This window comes from Mesorhizobium sp. M4B.F.Ca.ET.089.01.1.1 (assembly GCF_004022605.1).
Taxonomy (GTDB): domain Bacteria; phylum Pseudomonadota; class Alphaproteobacteria; order Rhizobiales; family Rhizobiaceae; genus Mesorhizobium; species Mesorhizobium abyssinicae.
This window is the reverse complement of the sequence record NZ_RZOS01001175.1, coordinates 1-626: the sequence shown is the minus strand read 5'-3', so window position 1 is coordinate 626 and position 626 is coordinate 1. Positions and strand designations below refer to the sequence as shown.

The following is a 626-nucleotide window of genomic DNA, read 5'->3' as shown; positions in this document are numbered from 1 at the left end:
ACGCGAACTCTGCGTGCAGTACCTCGTCGAGGGCAGTGTCCGCCGTATGGGAACGCGCATCTGGATAACGGCCCAATTGATCGATGCAACGACGGGCAATCATGTCTGGGCAGAACGTTATGACAGTGCGCAAGACGAGATATTCGATATCCAGGATCGCGTCGTTCGCACTACCGTGGGAACACTTGTAGGACGAATGACGGCCGCGCGCACCGACTTGGTCCTGCGCAAGCCGCCAGCCAGCCTGGCGGCCTACGAATGTGTCCTGCGCGGCGATGCCTTGCCAATGGGTACGCCGGAGATTGAGGCAGAGGCTCGGCATTACTTCGAAAGGGCCATCGAACTCGACCCCAGCTACGCTCGTGCCTACGCATTATTGTCGTCAGCTATCGAGCGAGAGTGGTTTCTCGATATGAGTGGTTCGACCCGCTTGCTCGACGAGGCGTTCGAGATGGCGCGGAAGGCCGTCGCGCTTGATGAAAACGACCATCTGTGCCAACTTGTAATGGCTTGGACACAGGTCGATCGCGGCGCCTACGAAGTGGGTGAACAGCATTTCGCCAAGGCCATTTCGCTAAATCCAAACCATCCGGTCAATCACACCGACTTGGCGATGTTCTATAACT

The 626-nt window shown here is 57.3% G+C and carries 1 pseudogene; it reads left to right on the top strand.

Annotated features, from left to right (window positions below):
• Nucleotides 1–13: 13 nt before the first annotated feature.
• Nucleotides 14–626: pseudogene (locus EN780_RS36655) on the top strand (adenylate class-3/4/guanylyl cyclase); the annotation flags it as partial.